This window comes from Haloarcula sediminis (genome assembly GCF_035656455.1).
Lineage (GTDB): Archaea > Halobacteriota > Halobacteria > Halobacteriales > Haloarculaceae > Haloarcula > Haloarcula sediminis.
The window spans coordinates 738,075-754,242 of sequence record NZ_JAYMGA010000001.1 but is presented as its reverse complement, the minus strand read 5'-3'; the positions used below and the strand labels follow the sequence as shown (position 1 = coordinate 754,242).

Sequence of the window (16,168 nt, the reverse complement as noted above, 5' to 3'; positions counted from 1 at the left end):
GCGGTATCCGCTGTGGCTACAGATTGGTGCCGTAAACGGCGAGACCCGTAGCGAGCGAGCCGGTCTGTGGTACGGTATCTAACCACGCGGTCCGTGGCATTTATTACGAACCGCTGGCAACCACCAAATGGAACCGAGGTGACAGCTATGGCGTTACCCACGACCACACCGAGTTCGTGGATGCGTGAGCTCGACCTGCCAGGACAGTTCTTCGAAACAGGCCGAGACGACTACGAACTGTACGAGGAAGACGGGGAGTTCGTGCTGCGCGTCGAACTCCCCGGCTTCGACGTTGAGGACATCGACCTCACGTGGGACGACGGCATGCTGAACATCGCCGCCGAGACCGAGGACGAACAGCGCAACCAGCGCCGCACGTACCACCGGCGCTTCCGGTTCCCCAAGCGCGTCGACGACGAGGGTATCGGTGCTCGGTACCGAAACGGCATCCTCGAAGTCCGGCTCCCGGTCACACAGGGAGCCACGACGCGGGGCACACCCATCGAAATCGAGGGCTGAGTACCGTGGGCCCGCGCCGGGTCGACGCGGCGCCCCGCGGGCCCCGACGTATTTTTATCGGCCTCGGCCGGAGTACCGTCCGTGAACCCAGCTGACGAGACGACGGTCACGGTCCGTCGGGATATCCCCTTCCACGAGTCCGAGGGCGAGACGCTGTGGCTGGACGCCTACGAGGACACCGCAGCGACCGGGCCGAAACCGGTCGCGGTGCTGGTCCGGGGCGGCGGCTTCACCGTCGGTGACAAGGGCGAGTTCGCCCGCCACGCCATCGACCTCGCCGAGGCCGGCTATCTGGTCGTCGAACCGCAGTACCGGCTTGCACCCGAGTGGACGTTCCCGGCGGCGCTTGTCGACGTGAAGGCGGCAATCGAGTGGTGTCGCACGGAGGCCGAGCAGGTAGACTCACAGCGAATCGCCGCCGTCGGCCACTCCGCCGGCGCGAACCTTGTGGTACTGGCGGCCGCCACGGCCGACGACCCGGCGCTCGAACCCGAGCGCTACCCCGGCGCGTCGTCGGCGCTGTCGGCGGTGGTCGGCTACAGCGGCGTCTATGACTTCCGCATGGGGCTGGACCAGCGCAAGGAACTGTATCTCGGGGGGTCGCCCGAGGAGCGACCCGCGGCCTACGAACTCGCCTCGCCGGTCGAGCAAGCCGACATGTCGATGCCACCCACCCTCTTGCTCCACGGGGAGGACGACAGCGTCGTGTCGCCCCAGCAGTCGGCGGTCATGGCCGAGACGCTCGACCCGCTGACGACGGTCGAACACCGCGAGGTCCCCGGCGGCCACGGCTTCCCGTTTGCCGGCGCTCACTACGACGAGACCTACGACGCGACCGCCGAGTTCCTGGAGCGGCAGCTGTCGGCGCCGAGTGACCACGGTCGAGGGGTGCCCGGTGACGTCCCGGACGGCGCTCCCGATGGCGTTCCGGACGACGCCGATTTCCCGCCGCGATAGCGCCCCCGTTCAGTCGCCGCTCACGTCGCTGGCGCTCGGGCTGTCCCCGCCATGTGGTGTGGCCCGGCGGCGTATCCGCGCCGCGTGGACGGTCTCCGTCGCGTCGTCGACGACGACCACCTGGCCCGGCTCGGTCGGGAGCCGCTCGCCCAGCGACGACTCCATGTAGGTCGGCTGGGCGGCCGCCAGCGAATCGAGGTCCGCCTTGGCGGTCAGCCGATGCGAGATGCGGATGTCCGACTGCGAGATGGCCACCTCGGGCACGACGCTCGGTCGCTGTGTCGCCGCGACGAGGCTCACACCGGGCGCGCGACCACGTGTGAGTATCGTCTCCAGTGCCGACCGCGCCACCCCGTCGAAGAAGGTGTGGGCCTCGTCGACGAGCAGCCAGGGGAGGCGGGGGATATCCCGGTCCACACGGGCCCGATACAGCGTTTCACCTATCGCCCGGACGACTGCGTTCATCGGTGCGGCGTCGAGCCCCGAGACGTCGACGACCGTGATTTCACCACTCCCGAGGTCGGCGGCCGTCATCCCGTCCTCGTCGAAGACGTCCCACGACTCGGCGAGGTCGAGATGGTTCCTCGCGGCCCGCTTGTCCGTCTCGGGCGCGTCGGTGTCCTCGATGCGGGCCCGCATCGCCGCGAGCGACCCGCCCTCCCCGGCGGCCTGCCAGACCAGACTGCCGGCGCCGCTCTCGGGCGAGAGACCGAGCAACGAACACCAGGACTTGGGGTCGAGCGCGTCCGGCGGCACCGCGGGGGCCTCGACGACTGTCGCCGGCACCGGCTCGCCGTCGGCCGCCTCGCACAGCGGGCCGAACGCCCCCATCGGGTCGACGACGACCGGGGCGACACCCTCGGCACGCGCGAGCGCCTCCGCGATGACCCCCAGCGTGTAGGACTTCCCGTAGCCGCGCTTCCCGACGACGAGCATGGCGTGGGGACCGTCGATGTCGATATGTAGTGGCGCGCCCTCGCTCCCGTCGAGGGCGCGATACGACCCCAGGTGGCCGACGGGTCCAGCCTCGACACCGCCGTCCCGTCCGAGTACGAAGCTCACAGCGGGGCTGGTCCCGGGCCGGTATTTCAACCTTGGTCCGACAGTATTTGTAGCCGGCAGCCCTACCCCGGCGCATGCGCGTCGCGGTGGTCACAGTCGGAGACGAACTGCTCGTCGGCGAGACGGTCAACACGAACGCCGCGTGGCTGGGCGAACAGCTCCGGGACCGGGGTGTTACCGTCGAGCGGATGACGACGCTCCCGGACCGGACCGGAGACATCGCCCGCGTCGTCAACGAGTACCACGCCGAATACGACGCCGTCATCGTCACCGGCGGACTGGGGCCGACCCACGACGACGTGACCATCGAGGGCGTCGCCGCCGCCTTCGGCCGGGAGGCCGTCGAGAGCGAGGAGGCCGTCGAGTGGCTCGCCGAACACGGCGGCTACAGCCACGCGGAGCTGGCCGACGGGACCGGGGAAATTCCGGCGGGCAGCCGCCCGCTCCCGAACCACGAGGGCGTCGCGCCGGGCTGTGTCGTCGAGAACTGCTATGTCCTCCCGGGGGTCCCCACGGAGATGAAGCGGATGTTCGCCGAGGTGGCCGACGACTTCGAGGGGGAGACGCGCCACGTCGTCACCGTCGACGCGGCCGAACCCGAGAGCGCGCTGCTTGACCGGATACAGCGGGTCAGAGAGCTGTTCCCGGTGAAGGTCGGCAGCTACCCCGGCGAGTACGTCACCGTCCGCTTCGAGGGGACCGACACCGAGGCCGTCGAGGACGCGGCGGCGTGGCTCCGCGAGCGGGTCGAGCCGGTTGCGGAGTGAGGGATGTTACCGGTAGAGGTACGCCAGCCAGCCAAACGTCAGCGCGAGGCCGCCGAGAGTGATGAAGGCGCCCGAGGCGTTGATGACACCGGGCTGGACGCCCGACGCGAGGGGTTGTAACATACTCGCCCCTTCAGCGGCCGCTGTCTTGAATGACACGCTCCCGGACCCCTTTTGCCGCCGGGTGCAGTATGCCGGGTATGCGCCGTATCGCTGTCGTCGTCAACCCCATCGCCGGGATGGGGGGCCGCGTCGGCCTGAAGGGCACCGACGGGAAAGTCGCGGAGGCACGCGAGCGGGGCGCCGAGCCGAGAGCGCCCGAGCGCGCCCGCGAGGCGCTCGACTCGCTGGCCGGGGTCGGCCGGGACATCGAGGTGGTGACCTACGGCGACCCGATGGGCGAGTCCATTGTCAGAGCGGCGGGCTTTGACCCGACAGTCGTCGGCGAGCCGTCCGACTCCGACGCGACGACGAGCGCGGACACCCGGGCGGCCGTCAGGGCGTTCGCCGACCGGGCGGTGGACTGTATCCTCTTTGTCGGCGGTGACGGCACGGCCGTCGACGTGGCCGCGACGCTCGACGAACTCGACGACGAGACGCCAATCCTGGGCGTTCCGGCGGGGGTGAAGGTGTACTCGTCTGTCTTCGGCGTCTCGCCGCGGGCGGCCGGCCGCATCGTCGCGACTTTCTCGGAGACCGAGCCCGCGGAGGTCAACGACATCGACGAGGACGCCTTCCGCGGCGGCGAGGTGGTGACCGAACTCCGGGCCGTGGCGACGGTGCCTGTCGCGGACCAGCGACAGTCGGCCAAGCAGCTGGGTGGCGGCACCGTCGAGACGCTCGCCGAGGGCGTCGCCGAGAGCGTCGAGGACGGCGTCACCTACGTCCTCGGGCCGGGCAGCACCGTCGGCGCTATCAAGGAGCGGCTCGGCTTCGAGGGGACGACGCTGGGCGTCGACGTCTGGCGCGACGGCGAAGTGGTGGCACTGGACGCCGCCGAATCCGACGTTCTCGCCGCGCTCACCGACCGGAACGTCATCGTCGTCTCGCCCATCGGCGGCCAGGGGTTCGTCTTCGGGCGCGGGAACCAGCAGCTCTCCCCGGCGGTCATCGAGCGCTGTGATGTGGAGGTCGTCGCCTCCCGGCGGAAGCTCGACGAGGTTGGCGCCCTGCGGGTCGACACTGGCGACCCCGACCTCGACGCCGAACTGGCCGGCTGGCTACAGGTCCGTGTGGGCCGGTACGAGCGCCGGCTCGTCGAGGTGCTTGCCTGATACTGACGATTGTGGGGTCTCACTTCGCGGTTCTAAACGATTGTATATGCTCCGGCAGATTATATGCTGTATAGTGAAGATTAAGGTGTTCGATGAGCAACCAAGGGTATATGGAAACGCGGAAAGTCCAACGACTCGGGCCGTCGACGCTGGCGATGACGCTTCCCGCGGAGTGGGCAAGCGCCCACGACGTCGAGAAAGGGGACGAAGTCTCGCTCCGGATGGGTGGGAAGGGGACGCTGACGGTGATGCCCGAATCCGTCCAGAAAGAGGAGTCGGAGGCGGTCATCCACGCGGAGAACCTCGACGCCGACGCCGTAGAGCGGGCCATCGTCGCCCAGTACGTCCTCGGCCGGCGAATCATCCACGTCGAGGCTCCCGACGACCAGACTCTCGAATCGGCCCACATCAACGCCGTCTACAACGCCGAGACCCAGCTGATGGGGCTTGGCGTCATCGAGGAGACGCCCAACAGAATCACGATTCGCTGCTCGGTCGACCCCGAAGACTTCACGCTCGATAACCTGCTCGAACGCCTCGAATCGACCGGCTCGACGATGCGCAACGAGGCCGTCAAGGCGCTGGCCCACGGCAACCCCGACCTCGCCCAGCGGGCGCTGAACCGGGAGCGCCAGGCAAACAAGATATTTGTGCTCCTCCTTCGGCTCATCTTCACCTCCTACCAGAACCCGAACCTCGCCCGTGCGGTCGGGCTGGACGATGGCTTCCCGCTCATCGGCTACCGCTCCATCGCGAAGAACCTCGAACTCACGGCGGACAACGCCGAGGACATCGCCGAGATCGCGCTGGAGACGAACGACCACTCGCTGAACGTCGACAGCTCGACCATGCGGCGCATCCGCGATTTCACCGAGGAGGTAAACGAGATAACCCAGCTCGCGGTGCAGGCAGCCGTCGAGCGCGACTACGACACCGCCATCCAAGTCCGCAAGTCCTACGCCGGCATCGACGACAAGGAACAGGACATCCTCACGGACCTGCCCGAGATGGACAACGAGGACCTGCTCCAGGTCCGTGAAGTGCTCGTGAGTCTCCAGCAGACCGCCGAGTACGCCGTCCGGAACGCCGAAATCGCGACGAACCTCGCGCTCGACGAGGAGTCCGAACACACGACGATTCAGTGAGGCTCCCGGACGAAGTATCGGCGGTTTGAAATTTTATCCGTCTCCGGAACGAACGGTCTCCACTATGCGAGCAACCGACCCGGCGACGGGCGAGACGCTCCGGACCTACGAGGAAGACGGCGAGTCGGCGGTCGATGCGGCCATAGAAGGGGCGACTGCGGCGTTCGACCGCTGGCGGGACCGGCCGCTGCGCGAGCGGACGGAGCTGCTTTCATCGGCGGCCGACGTGCTCAGAGAGAACAAGCGCGACTACGCCGAGACGATGACCGAGGAGATGGGGAAACCGATCGAGCAGGCCATCTCGGAGGTTGAGAAGTGCGCGTGGGGATGTGACTACTACGCCGACCACGCGAGCGCCCACCTCGCGCCCGAGTCCCATCCGAGCCCGCCGGGGTCGTCGGCAAAGACCGTCTACGAGCCGCTCGGCCCGGTGCTGGCCGTGATGCCGTGGAACTTCCCGTTCTGGCAGGTGTTTCGCTTCGCGGCACCGTATCTGACGGCCGGCAACGTCGGCCTGCTGAAACACGCCTCGAACGTCCCGGGCTGTGCGAAGGCCATCGAGGAGGTCTTCGCCGAGGCGGGCTATCCCGAGGACGTCTTCACATCGCTGTTGATACCTTCTGACCGCGTCGAGGACATCGTCGCCGACGACCGCGTGCGGGCGGCGACAGTGACCGGAAGCGGGCCGGCCGGGCGCGCGGTCGCCTCGGTGGCCGGCGACCACCTCAAGAAGACCGTCCTCGAACTCGGCGGCAGCGACCCGTTCGTCGTGCTCGACGACGCCGACTTGGAAGCCGCCGTCGAGACCGGTGCCTGGGCCCGCAACCAGAACGGCGGCCAGTCCTGCATCGCCGCCAAGCGGTTCGTCGTCCACACGGACGTCTACGACGACTTTCTGGACCGCTTCGTCGCGGCGGTCGAGTCGCTCACCGTCGGCGACCCGACGGCGGAGAGAACCGACATCGGGCCACAGGCCCGCCCCGACTTGCTCGCGGACCTCCACGAGCAGGTCGAAGCGAGCGTCGACGCCGGCGCCACGGTCGAGACGGGCGGCCAGCCACTGGACCGGGAAGGCGCTTACTACCCGCCGACGGTCCTCACCGACGTGCCCGAGGGCTGTCCCGCCGACAGCGAAGAGCTGTTCGGTCCCGTGGCGGCCGTCTACGAGGTCGAGGACGAGGCGGAAGCGGTCCGGAAGGCAAACGACACCGAGTACGGGCTCGGGGCCAGCATCTGGACCGAGGACCGCGAGCGGGGCGAGCGGGTGGCAAGACGCATCGACGCCGGCTGTGTCTACGTCAACCAGCTCGTCAAATCCGACCCGCGGGTCCCTTTCGGTGGCGTGAAAGAGTCCGGCTACGGCCGGGAACTGTCGGCCGTCGGCATCCGCGAGTTCACCAACCGCAAGACGGTGTGGGTCGAGTAGTACAGGCCGCCGAACTGGAGACAGCTACCCGGCTGGGTTGTTCGTACACCGTCGTCGTGTTCACTGACGACGACTACGGACTCATCTCGACCAAACAGCGGGACGCGACCGGTGACTCCTTCGGGACCCGGCTGACGAACCCGTCCTTCGGGACGTTCGCCGAGAGCTTCGGCATCGACAGTTATCGGCCGACGACACGGGCGGAACTGCGAGACGACCTGGAGGCGGCCGTCGACGGGGGGATGTCGCTCGTCGAAATCGCCGTCGGGTAGCGGCTCAGATGCCGAGTATACCGCCGTCGTCGGTCGCCGTGCCGTCCGCCGACTCGTCGTCGGTGGGTGTATCGTCCGACGGCGCCGCCGTGCCGTCCGTCGAGCCGCTGTCGCCGCCCTCCGTGTTGTTGTCCGCTGTCGGGTCACCGCTCGGGTCGGCATCTCCGCCGGTCGGGTACTGGTCTTTGGTGCCGAAGAGGTCCGTCTCGATGGCCGTCTCGTAGTCGATGGCGTCGAGGTCGATGCGGAACTGCTCGCCCCCGCCCTCGACGACGAGGTAGAAGTCGACGTACATCGTCGTGTTCTGGTTGCGCTGGAGGTGGGTTACCCACCACTCGTCGAGGCGCTCGTTCCGGATGACGTTCCGGACGCCGATTGTCTCGCGCTCTCCCGGCGTGATGAGCGTCCCGCTGTCGGTCTCGCCCGACCCGACACGGACATCGTTCAGGTACGTCGTGTAGCCGATTTTGCTGACCGCGTACGGCACCGGTTTGGGGTTGTACACGTCAAAGGCCAGCTCCATCGGGGTCTCCGAGCGGGTGACGCCCTCCCGGTCCCAGGACCCGCGCGTCTCGTTGATGTACAGCACCGAGTCGGAGACGAACGCTCTGTCGGCGTCGACCGGGCGCGTCTCCGTGGAGTTGAACGCCCCCAGCATGTCGGTCTCTATGTTCCGGTTCTGCGTGAGCGTGACCGACCGGCCCCCGACCAGCGAGTCTGTGATGTCGGCGTCGACGGTAACTCGCGTCCGCTCGCCGTTCCTGACGTGGCTGACCCACCAGGGCGGAATCTTGCCGTTTTGCATCTCGGTGCTGAACTGGAGCGTCGTGTTTCCGCTCTCCAGGTCGATACCGCGCTTCTGGCCGCTGGCCATGGCCACGTCGTTCATCGAGACGGTGTAGTTGACCGTCGTCCCGCCAAGCGAGACCCCGATGGGGTTGGGGTTCGACACCGTGAGGGCTGTTCCGACGGTTGTCGTGTTCTCCGAGACGCCGGTGAACCGGTTCTCGACGCTCTCGACGGCCGGGGTGCCGATGACGCCGACGGCGAACGCGCCACCGATACTCCCGACCAGGAGGAGAGCGACGATACCGACCCGCTGTATCCGCCCGAGTTCTCTCATTGGCCACTCGTGGCTGCCACACGATATACGTCCTGTGGCCCGGCCCGAATGAACTAAGTGTGCTAGGGCGAAACGGGCGGGTATGACAACCGAGTCGGCAAACGATATGGGCGTTGGCCTGGGCGCGCTCTTCGGGGTCGTCGCGGTCCTGGGAGCGGGCGTGACCGCCGTGAACAGCTACAACTACGCCGTCCGCGACGCACAGGGCCTCGACACCGCGGGCCTGCTGACCAACAGCGGCATCGCCTTCGGGGTCGCGATAGTGGCGGCCTCGCTGGCGCTCGTGGCGCTTCACGTCTACGCCGAGTGATGTGCTAAAAGCAACCATTAATAACGCTCGGCACGTACTCGGGGTATGGTGGATTTCAGCGAGGAGGACCGCCGCATTCTGGAGTACCTCCGTGAGAGCGTCTCGCGTGGGGAGAGTTACTTCCGCGCGAAGAACATCGCCTCTCAGCTCGGGCTCTCGTCCAAGCAGGTCGGCGCCCGACTCCCCCGTCTCGCCGAAGAAGCCGACGAAGTAGACATAGAGAAGTGGGGCCGGGCCCGGTCGACCACCTGGCGCGTCACCACGAGCTGAGCCGCGGCCGCACAGTCGGTGGATTCATCCGGATGCGCTCCCGATTCGGGGTATGACTGTCCGGGTCGAACGAACGATGACAGTAGCGGCGAGCCCCGAGACGGTGTGGGAGTTCATCGGCGACCCCGACCAGCGCGCCCGGCCGATAAGCGTCGTGAAAGACTGGGACATCCACGACGCCGACCGCGCGACGTGGCATGTGCGCCTCCCGATTCCCGTCATCGACCGGACTATCGCCATCGAGACCGAAGACGTCGAGCGACGGGAACCCGAGTACGTCCGTTTCGTCGGCCGGTCGAAGGTGGTCCGCGTTCAGGGCGAACAGGAGCTCGAACCGACCGACGACGGCGGGACGAAGGTGACAAACCGGTTCGTCGTCGACGGCAAGCTCCCCGGCGTCGAGCGCTTTTTCAAGCGGAACCTCGACGCGGAGCTTCAGAACCTCGAAGCGGCGCTCACGGAGTACCTCGAAACCAAAGCATGAAGCTCGGACTCGCCCAGATCACCGTCGAACCGGGCGCGGTCGCGGCGAACCGCCGACGCGCGACCGAGGCCGTCGAGCGAGCCGCCGACGCGGATTGTGACCTCGTCGTCCTGCCCGAACTCTTCACGGTCGGCTATTTCGCGTTCGAGGCCTACCAGCGCAACGCCGAGGGGCTGGACGGGGGGACGGTGACGGCCCTCCGCTCGGTCGCCGCCGAGCGCGACATCGGGATTCTCGCCGGGAGCTTCGTCGAGGACCTCGAACTGAGCGCGGCGGCCGGCCACGACGTGCCGGAGAGCGAGGGACTGGCCAATACGTCTGTCTTCCTCGACCGCGAGGGGACCCGGAAGGCGGTGTACCGCAAGCACCACCTCTTTGGCTACGACTCCGCCGAGTCAGACCTGCTCGTCGCCGGCGAGTCGCTCCCGACCGTCGAGTTCGGGGGGTTTACCGTCGGCGTCACCACCTGCTACGACCTCCGGTTCCCGGAGCTGTATCGGCGGCTGGTCGAGGCGGGCGCGACGCTCGTCGTGGTCCCGAGCGCGTGGCCCTACCCCCGCGTCGAACACTGGCAGCTGCTCCCCCGGGCGCGGGCCGTCGAGAACCAGTGTTACGTCGCCGCGGCCAACGGCGTCGGTCGGTTCGACGACGCGGAGCTGCTGGGCCGCTCGACGGTGTATGACCCGTGGGGGACGACGCTCGCGAGCTCGGACGACGACCCCGCCCTGGTCACGGCCGACATCAGACCCGAAACAGTGGCCGACGTGCGCGAGGAGTTCCCGGCGCTCGCCGACCGGCGCTGACCGCGCCTTTTATATCCGTGGACGCTAACTCACTAACGCCGGCAAGGCGCTTTTCACGTCGATGCCGGTAACTTAGCCCGTCTCGCTGCTCGGCCACACGGCGTCGCTCGTCCGCCAAAGGCTGTCCGGACAGCCTTTCACCGCTCCTCGCCAGCGACGCCGTCTCGCCAGTGTTTCGATCCGTTCGCCACACAGCGACCGCTATGTAGTCCCATTCCGGAGAGAGTCACAGCTGTCAAATCTGCGCCACACGGACGCCCGTCACCGCTCCGTGGCCCGCTCCAGCGCCCGTCGGAAGTGGTCGCCGGTGATACGGACCTCGTCGGCCCGTTCGCTGGCCTCGGCGGGACCGAGGTCGTCGGCCATCTCCCGGATGGCCAGCATCGACGCCTCCCGGACCACGGCCTCTATCTCGGCCCCGGAGTACCCCGACAGCTCCGCGGCCAGCTCCGGGACCGACACGTCCTCGGCCAGTGGCTTCCCTCTGGTGTGGACCGACAGAATCGCCTCGCGGGCCGGGCCGTCGGGATTTGGCACCTCCACGTGTTGTTCGAGCCGCCCCGGCCGCAGCAGGGCGTCGTCGATCATGTCCCTGCGGTTGGTCGCCGCAAGCACCACGAGATTGGGGTTCTCGGTGATACCGTCGAGCTCGGCGAGCAGCTGGGAGACGACCCGCTCGGTCACCTCGTTGCCCCCGCCGCGGTGGCTGGCGATGGCGTCTATCTCGTCTAAGAAGATGATGCTCGGCGCGGTCTGTCGCGCCCGCTCGAACAGCTCGCGGACCGCTTCCTCGCTCTCGCCGACGTAGCGGTCCATGATTTCGGGGCCGGCGACGTGGATGAAGTTGACGTCGCTCTCGCCGGCGACGGCCCGGGCCAGCAGCGTCTTGCCGGTTCCGGGCGGGCCGTACAGCAGGATGCCGCTGGGCGGGTCTGTGTTTGTCGTCTCGAAGAGGTCGCCGTATTCGAGGGGCCACTCGATGGCCTCGGTCAGCGTCTGTTTGACCTCGCCCAGCCCGCCCACGTCGTCAAAGCCCACGTCTGGCGTCTCGGCGACGTACTCCCGCATCGCGCTGGGGTCGACGACCGCAAGCGCCGCGTCGAAGTCAGCCTGGCTCACCGCCGGCCCCTCGCTTTCGGTCTCGTCGCTCTCCTCCGCGCCCTCCTCTGGTTGGCGTTGCTCGCTTGCCGGGTCCGACCGCTCGCTCCGTTCGCGCTCGCGGTCGGCCCGCAGCGAGGACATCGCCGCTTCGGTCGTCAGCGAGGCAAGGTCCGCGCCGACGAAGCCGTGGGTCTGGGCCGCGATGCGGTCCAGGTCCACGTCGTCGGCCAGTGGCATCTCGCGGGTGTGGACGTCCAGAATCTCCCGGCGACCCCCCTCGTCCGGCACACCGATCTCTATCTCGCGGTCGAAGCGACCGCCCCGGCGCAGCGCCTCGTCGACAGCGTCGACGCGGTTGGTCGCGCCGATGACGACCACCCGGCCCCGGTCTTCGAGGCCGTCCATCAGCGTCAGCAGCTGGGCGACGACGCGGTTCTCCATGTCGGCGTCCTCGTCCCGGGAGCCGGCGATGGAGTCTATCTCGTCGACAAAGAGGATGGCTGGGGCCTCGTCCTCGGCCCGTTCGAAGGCCTCGCGCAGCCGCTCCTCGCTTTCGCCCTTGTACTTCGAGACGATTTCGGGGCCGGAGATAGTGTCGAAGTAGGCGTCGACCTCGTTGGCGACGGCCTTCGCGATGAGCGTCTTGCCCGTTCCGGGCGGGCCGTGCAGCAAGACGCCGCTGGGCGGGTCGATACCCAGCTCGCGGAACCGCTCGGGCTCGGCCAGGGGCATCTCTATCATCTCGCGGATGCGGTCGAGTTCCTCGTCCAGTCCCCCGATGTCCTCGTAGCTGACGCCCGTCGCCGTCTCGGCCGTCCCGGCGTTCGCTCCCACGACCGAGGCGGACGGGTCGGCGCTGTCGGCGTCGGTCGGGTCGTCGATGGCCGGCAACACGGACACGTCGGTCCCCGGCGAGACCCGCACCGCGCCGTCGGGCTCGGTCGTCTGCACGACGAACGTCCCCAGCCCGTCGATGTGGGTCCGCTCGCCGGCCTGGACCATCTGGTCGACCAGCCGCGTCCGGACCGTGTGTGCGTACTCGTCCGTGCCGGGCAGTGGCTCTAAGGGCTGGATGGTGATAGCCGTCGCCTCCGTCACCGAACCTGCCCGGACACGGACCGTATCGCCGACGTTGACGCCGGCGTTGGCCCGCGTGTCCGAGTCGATGCGGACCGTGGACCCGTCGCCGTCACCCGGCCACACCTTCACCACGGTCATTTCTTCGCCCTCGACGATGACGGGCGACCCGCTCAACACGCCCAGTTCGCTGCGGACGGACTCGGGAAGGCGTGCGATACCCCGTCCGGCGTCGCGCTTGTGGGCGCCCTCGACCGTGAGTTCCACGCTCTCGCCGCCGTTCCCGCTCATGGTCCGGCTAGCGCTCCGGTCCTCTTGAGGGTTCCCGTTGGACAGGTGCCGGGAGTCGGGTCGCGGGCGACTCGGCCGGCCGCTGCACGGTTCTATCGCGCGAAAGCGATTTACCTCCCGACGATAGAGTATTCCGTATGGTTGTCACTACCGAGCGCGACGAGATGACTTGGTACAAGTGTGAGACCTGCGGTCTCATGTTCGACGACCGGGACGACGCGGCAAAGCACGAGGAGAACTGCGACGACGAGGACCCCTCGTACCTGCAGTAGCTCGTACTGGTGGCTGTACCAAACTGAAGGAATCGTCACCCGGGGTGGCGAATATCTTCACGAACGTACAGCCGCCAGTATCACTCCTCGCTCGGCACGATTTCGAAGCCGCGCTCGCCCGTCTGACGTGCACCTTTTTGGGCTCGGGTGGCCGGTGGCCACCGCTCACCGAAAAACGTGCGCGAAAAACGGCTCACTCACGCTGTTCGCTCGCCGGACTTACTCCTCGCTCGGCACGATTTCGAAGCCGCGCTCGCCCATCTCGTCTTCCTCGAAGACGAACACGCGGCCGTCGGTCACGTCGTAGTCGACAGTCACCTCGACGCGCATCTGGTGGTCCGTGACGGTGACGCCCGGGAACAGTTCGTCTTCCTCCCCGTCCTCCAGGATTACCCGGCCGACACCGCTCTCCTCGATGATCTCGTCGTGGGTCCGGAGGTCGTTGACGTACACCAGAATGCCCGATGTCTCGGTCTTGTCGGTGATGAGGACGTGCGTGTCCTTGCCGGGCGCGGTGGTCACGCTCCCCTCGGCCTTCGTGGGGACGCCGTGGTAGAAGGCGGTGCGGCCGTCGAGATACTCCACGGCGACGCCCTCCTCGCTGAGTTCGACCGAGACGGTGTCGGGCGGGATGTCCGAACGGTTGCTCATACCGCCGGTTTACCCTCCGTCGTCAAAAGCGGCGCGCTGTCGGGCGCGGTGCTACGCCGACTCGTCGCTGGTGCGGTTCCGGACCACGAGTACCGGGCCAACCGACGCCGCGGCCACGCGGTCGGCTTCGTCGCCGAAGACCAGCGACCGCAGCGAGGGTGCCGCCTCGCCCATGACGATGGCGTCGTGGTCCGGGACCGCGTCCATCAGCGACTCGAACGGCTTCCCCGACGTGGTCACCGTCTCGAAGTCGATTCCGGCGTCACCGAGCCGTGTCGCGGCGGCCCCCAGCCGGTCGTCGTCGGTCTCGCCCGCGAGCAACAGCGTGACGCCGATACTGCGGTCACCGATCAGCTCGGTCACGAACTCGAGGATGCGGTCGACGGCGACGTCGCCGGACAGCGAGACGAGCAGGCTGTCGACTCCGCCGGCGGTCCCCGAGACGGCGAACGCTCGCGCACCCACCTCGTCGGCGACGCGCTCGACGGTCTGCTCGCGGTCGTGCGTAAACACGAGCCGGCGGTCGGCCGCCCCGCCGGCGCCCCGGAATGCCTCGCTCAGGTCGTCCAGGGCGGCGGTCGCGCGCTCCTCGTACTGCTGGCGAGCCTGGTCCGGCGGCGTCTGTTCGGGCAGGACGTGATAGCCGAGGACGGTCACGTCTACCGGTCCAAGCAGGTCGATCAGGCCGGCCGATACCGTCTTCCCCTCCAGGATCTCGACGGGAACGAGTACGCGGGTCATTACAGGGCTCCTTTCAATTTTATGTCGCGTGCGTAATAGAGGTACCACCCGGCTGTGGCGGCGATGACCGCGATGCCGACGACGATTGAGGTCGGGTCCATGAACGCGATGAGCCCGAAACTCGCCAGCGCGCCGACGACCGGGATTACCGGTCCGCCCGGGACCGTGAAGTCGGGGTCGTACCACTCCGGTTCGTCCCGGCGGATAGCCACCAGCGCGACACACATCAGGCCGTACATGACGAGATGCAGGAAGGAGGCGACTTCGGCCAGCACCTGGACCTGCCGGGTCGCGGCCAGGACGACCACGGGGCCGCCGGCCATCCCGAGGGCGACGTGTGGCGTCCCGTATTTGAGGTTGATGCGGCTGGCCCACTGGGGGAGCAAGGCGTCCTTCGAGACGCCGTAGATGGCCCGCGAGGTACTGAGAACCGAGGCGTTGGCCGACGACATCGTCGCCAACAGCCCCCCGAGAATGATGACGAGCGCGCCGGGCGTGCCGAGCAGCTCCCGCCCGATTTCGACCATCGCGGTCTCCCCGGCCGCCGCCAGCGCGTCGCGAGTGAAGACACTCGTCGCCACGAAAATCGTCAGTACGTACATCACCGTGACGATGAGCACCGACCCGATCATCGCAAGCGGGAGGTTCCGGCCGGGGGATTTCATCTCGCCCGCGACGGTCGCGACCTGTGCGAAGCCGAGATACGAGGTAAAGACCAGCGCGGCCACGGACATGACTGGGCCGACGGCCCAGACGTTCCTGGCTTCGCCGGGCGGCGTGCCGGCGTCGACGAGGCCGACGGCATCGGCCATCCCGAACGCGAGAAACGCGACCAGCATCGACAGCAACAGTGCGACGATGCCGTTCTGGAGCTTGGCCGCGTTCTCCGTCCCGGTGACGTTCAACACGGTAAAGCCGATGCCGGCGACGACGGCGATGCCCGAGACGATGATACCCGGACTCGAACCGACTGTGATTCCGACCAGCGCGAGCCCGTCCAGCGCGTAGAAACCCAGCCCGACCAGGTAAAACGCCGTCGCAAACACCAGCCCGAGCCACAGCGAGAGCCCGATGACGGTCCCGGCGAGGGTCCCCAGACCGCGGGAGATGAAGTAGTAGCCGCCGCCGCTTTTGGGCATCGCCGTCGCCAGCTCCGAGGTCGGCAGCGCGACAAGCAACGCGATGACGCCGCCGACCCCGAACGACGCCGCCGCGGCCGTCCCCACTTCCGCGCCGGCGAGCCCCGGGAACACGAAGATGCCCGCGCCGATCATCGTCCCGATACCGATGGCCAGACCGCCCGAAAGCCCGAGCGTCCGTTCGAGTTCGGCGTCGTCCGTTATCGTCGCCTCGTCGGTCTCGACGACGGGCTCGGCGTCCGGCGCCGCCCCTTCGATGTTGGTCCCGGTTGGTTCGTTGCTCATCGAGCTGATATTTCATGTCCAGGCCCGTAATAACCGGGGGGCAGCAGCACGACCCGTGTTCGCTGTCTCCCGGTTTCCTGCGGGTGACCGTCAGCCCGAGATGGGCCCCACGGACCGGTCGACTGTTGCTGTCGGCCGTCGGTCGAACGCGTGGCGGTCGGTCGCCGCTTTCGCAGATAGTAAATACCGGCGGGCGGGA

At 67.9% G+C, this 16,168-nt stretch carries 18 protein-coding genes; 12 read left to right on the top strand and 6 right to left on the bottom strand.

What is annotated here, in order from left to right:
* Window positions 1-147: 147 nt before the first annotated feature.
* Window positions 148-519: an Hsp20/alpha crystallin family protein gene (locus tag VJ162_RS04020; RefSeq protein ID WP_407066823.1), complete on the top strand. Its 372-nt coding sequence runs from the start codon at window positions 148-150 to the stop codon at window positions 517-519.
* An 81-nt stretch (window positions 520-600) separates the two neighbouring features.
* Window positions 601-1,476, top strand: coding sequence for an alpha/beta hydrolase (locus tag VJ162_RS04015; RefSeq protein ID WP_324662534.1), 876 nt, complete (start codon window positions 601-603; stop codon window positions 1,474-1,476).
* 9 nt (window positions 1,477-1,485) lie between these two features.
* On the opposite strand, the gene VJ162_RS04010 is transcribed toward VJ162_RS04015, so the two are convergent.
* Window positions 1,486-2,538 (bottom strand): ATP-binding protein, encoded by a 1,053-nt coding sequence (locus VJ162_RS04010; protein ID WP_324662533.1) that lies wholly within the window; start codon window positions 2,536-2,538, stop codon window positions 1,486-1,488.
* A gap of 74 nt (window positions 2,539-2,612) precedes the next feature.
* On the opposite strand from VJ162_RS04010, the gene VJ162_RS04005 reads away from it, so the two are divergent.
* The 5 genes from VJ162_RS04005 (at window position 2,613) to VJ162_RS03985 (ending at window position 7,422) form a co-directional block, all read left to right on the top strand.
* Window positions 2,613-3,305, top strand: a complete 693-nt coding sequence (locus VJ162_RS04005) for a competence/damage-inducible protein A (RefSeq protein WP_324662532.1) — start codon at window positions 2,613-2,615, stop codon at window positions 3,303-3,305.
* A 200-nt stretch (window positions 3,306-3,505) separates the two neighbouring features.
* Window positions 3,506-4,579 carry an ATP-NAD kinase family protein gene (locus VJ162_RS04000; RefSeq protein WP_324662530.1) on the top strand — a complete coding sequence of 358 codons (1,074 nt, stop codon included), beginning with the start codon at window positions 3,506-3,508 and terminating at the stop codon, window positions 4,577-4,579.
* Between the two features lie 110 nt (window positions 4,580-4,689).
* The gene (locus VJ162_RS03995) at window positions 4,690-5,724 is read left to right on the top strand and encodes a phosphate uptake regulator PhoU (protein WP_324662528.1); all 1,035 of its coding nucleotides are present in this window, start codon (window positions 4,690-4,692) and stop codon (window positions 5,722-5,724) included.
* Between the two features lie 64 nt (window positions 5,725-5,788).
* Window positions 5,789-7,150, top strand: a complete 1,362-nt coding sequence (locus tag VJ162_RS03990; protein ID WP_324662527.1) for an NAD-dependent succinate-semialdehyde dehydrogenase — start codon at window positions 5,789-5,791, stop codon at window positions 7,148-7,150.
* Window positions 7,138-7,422 (top strand): thiamine pyrophosphate-dependent enzyme, encoded by a 285-nt coding sequence (locus tag VJ162_RS03985; protein WP_324662526.1) that lies wholly within the window; start codon window positions 7,138-7,140, stop codon window positions 7,420-7,422. The genes VJ162_RS03990 and VJ162_RS03985 overlap by 13 nt, the downstream gene beginning before the upstream one ends.
* A gap of 4 nt (window positions 7,423-7,426) precedes the next feature.
* Here VJ162_RS03985 and VJ162_RS03980 read toward each other — a convergent pair whose 3' ends face one another.
* Window positions 7,427-8,545 (bottom strand): LEA type 2 family protein, encoded by a 1,119-nt coding sequence (locus VJ162_RS03980; protein WP_324662525.1) that lies wholly within the window; start codon window positions 8,543-8,545, stop codon window positions 7,427-7,429.
* An 82-nt stretch (window positions 8,546-8,627) separates the two neighbouring features.
* Between VJ162_RS03980 and VJ162_RS03975 the strand changes: the two genes are divergently transcribed.
* Genes VJ162_RS03975 through VJ162_RS03960 form a run of 4 tightly spaced genes read left to right on the top strand, consistent with a single transcriptional unit; the run spans window position 8,628 to window position 10,412 of the window.
* On the top strand, window positions 8,628-8,855 hold the full coding sequence (locus VJ162_RS03975) for a hypothetical protein (RefSeq protein WP_324662524.1): 228 nt from the start codon (window positions 8,628-8,630) through the stop codon (window positions 8,853-8,855).
* Window positions 8,856-8,900: 45 nt separating this feature from the next.
* A complete protein-coding gene (locus VJ162_RS03970; RefSeq protein WP_166970245.1) occupies window positions 8,901-9,125 on the top strand; it encodes a DUF7123 family protein in 225 nt (74 codons plus the stop codon).
* Window positions 9,126-9,177: 52 nt separating this feature from the next.
* The gene (locus tag VJ162_RS03965) at window positions 9,178-9,609 is read left to right on the top strand and encodes an SRPBCC family protein (protein WP_324662521.1); all 432 of its coding nucleotides are present in this window, start codon (window positions 9,178-9,180) and stop codon (window positions 9,607-9,609) included.
* Complete coding sequence (locus VJ162_RS03960; RefSeq protein ID WP_324662520.1) at window positions 9,606-10,412, top strand: carbon-nitrogen family hydrolase; 807 nt, start codon at window positions 9,606-9,608, stop codon at window positions 10,410-10,412. The genes VJ162_RS03965 and VJ162_RS03960 overlap by 4 nt, the downstream gene beginning before the upstream one ends.
* A 261-nt stretch (window positions 10,413-10,673) precedes the next feature.
* Here the strand turns inward: VJ162_RS03960 and VJ162_RS03955 are convergent, their stop codons facing one another.
* Entirely contained in the window at window positions 10,674-12,881 is a 2,208-nt protein-coding gene (locus tag VJ162_RS03955) for an AAA family ATPase (RefSeq protein WP_324662518.1), read from the bottom strand.
* Window positions 12,882-13,018: 137 nt separating this feature from the next.
* Between VJ162_RS03955 and VJ162_RS03950 the strand changes: the two genes are divergently transcribed.
* On the top strand, window positions 13,019-13,153 hold the full coding sequence (locus VJ162_RS03950; protein WP_324662516.1) for a DUF7128 family protein: 135 nt from the start codon (window positions 13,019-13,021) through the stop codon (window positions 13,151-13,153).
* Window positions 13,154-13,372: 219 nt separating this feature from the next.
* Here VJ162_RS03950 and VJ162_RS03945 read toward each other — a convergent pair whose 3' ends face one another.
* The 3 genes from VJ162_RS03945 to VJ162_RS03935 are packed head-to-tail and all read right to left on the bottom strand — an operon-like array spanning window position 13,373 to window position 15,969.
* Entirely contained in the window at window positions 13,373-13,804 is a 432-nt protein-coding gene (locus VJ162_RS03945) for a DUF5796 family protein (RefSeq protein WP_324662514.1), read from the bottom strand.
* A 51-nt stretch (window positions 13,805-13,855) separates the two neighbouring features.
* Complete coding sequence (locus VJ162_RS03940) at window positions 13,856-14,545, bottom strand: universal stress protein (RefSeq protein WP_324662513.1); 690 nt, start codon at window positions 14,543-14,545, stop codon at window positions 13,856-13,858.
* On the bottom strand, window positions 14,545-15,969 hold the full coding sequence (locus tag VJ162_RS03935; RefSeq protein WP_324662511.1) for an APC family permease: 1,425 nt from the start codon (window positions 15,967-15,969) through the stop codon (window positions 14,545-14,547). Before VJ162_RS03935 ends, VJ162_RS03940 begins: the two co-directional genes overlap by 1 nt.
* Window positions 15,970-16,168 lie beyond the last annotated feature (199 nt).

Coding starts and splice junctions, on each gene's coding strand:
- VJ162_RS04020 (WP_407066823.1), top strand. CDS start 148: ATGGCGTTACCCACGACCACACCGAGTTCGTGGATGCGTGAGCTCGAC.
- VJ162_RS04005 (WP_324662532.1), top strand. CDS start 2,613: ATGCGCGTCGCGGTGGTCACAGTCGGAGACGAACTGCTCGTCGGCGAG.
- VJ162_RS04000 (WP_324662530.1), top strand. CDS start 3,506: ATGCGCCGTATCGCTGTCGTCGTCAACCCCATCGCCGGGATGGGGGGC.
- VJ162_RS03995 (WP_324662528.1), top strand. CDS start 4,690: ATGGAAACGCGGAAAGTCCAACGACTCGGGCCGTCGACGCTGGCGATG.
- VJ162_RS03990 (WP_324662527.1), top strand. CDS start 5,789: ATGCGAGCAACCGACCCGGCGACGGGCGAGACGCTCCGGACCTACGAG.
- VJ162_RS03980 (WP_324662525.1), bottom strand. CDS start 8,545: ATGAGAGAACTCGGGCGGATACAGCGGGTCGGTATCGTCGCTCTCCTC.
- VJ162_RS03975 (WP_324662524.1), top strand. CDS start 8,628: ATGACAACCGAGTCGGCAAACGATATGGGCGTTGGCCTGGGCGCGCTC.
- VJ162_RS03970 (WP_166970245.1), top strand. CDS start 8,901: ATGGTGGATTTCAGCGAGGAGGACCGCCGCATTCTGGAGTACCTCCGT.
- VJ162_RS03965 (WP_324662521.1), top strand. CDS start 9,178: ATGACTGTCCGGGTCGAACGAACGATGACAGTAGCGGCGAGCCCCGAG.
- VJ162_RS03960 (WP_324662520.1), top strand. CDS start 9,606: ATGAAGCTCGGACTCGCCCAGATCACCGTCGAACCGGGCGCGGTCGCG.
- VJ162_RS03955 (WP_324662518.1), bottom strand. CDS start 12,881: ATGAGCGGGAACGGCGGCGAGAGCGTGGAACTCACGGTCGAGGGCGCC.
- VJ162_RS03950 (WP_324662516.1), top strand. CDS start 13,019: ATGGTTGTCACTACCGAGCGCGACGAGATGACTTGGTACAAGTGTGAG.
- VJ162_RS03945 (WP_324662514.1), bottom strand. CDS start 13,804: ATGAGCAACCGTTCGGACATCCCGCCCGACACCGTCTCGGTCGAACTC.
- VJ162_RS03940 (WP_324662513.1), bottom strand. CDS start 14,545: ATGACCCGCGTACTCGTTCCCGTCGAGATCCTGGAGGGGAAGACGGTA.
- VJ162_RS03935 (WP_324662511.1), bottom strand. CDS start 15,969: ATGAGCAACGAACCAACCGGGACCAACATCGAAGGGGCGGCGCCGGAC.